Here is a 228-nt window from a genome sequence, read left to right on the forward strand (position 1 = left end):
TGCCGGACGGTACGATCGAGTTCCTGGGTCGTAACGATTTCCAGGTGAAGGTGCGCGGCTTCCGGATCGAGCTGGGCGAGATCGAGTCGCGGCTGGTGGCGCAGCCGGGGGTGCGCGAGGCGGTGGTGCTGGCACGCGAGGACGTGCCGGGCGACAAGCGGCTGATCGCGTACTACCTGGCCGAAGAGGCGTTGAGCGCGCAGTCGCTGCGCACGGCGCTGCAGCAGG

1 protein-coding gene is annotated in these 228 nt (G+C 69.3%); it reads left to right on the plus strand.

Going from position 1 to position 228, the window contains the following annotated elements; all coding sequences use genetic code 11:
* The coding region (locus tag LC490_RS24345; RefSeq protein WP_223621921.1) for a hypothetical protein at positions 1 to 228 on the plus strand (228 nt) is incomplete at both ends.

Source organism: Lysobacter sp. ESA13C, assembly GCF_019970005.1.
GTDB classification, from domain to species: Bacteria; Pseudomonadota; Gammaproteobacteria; order Xanthomonadales; family Xanthomonadaceae; genus Lysobacter; species Lysobacter antibioticus_B.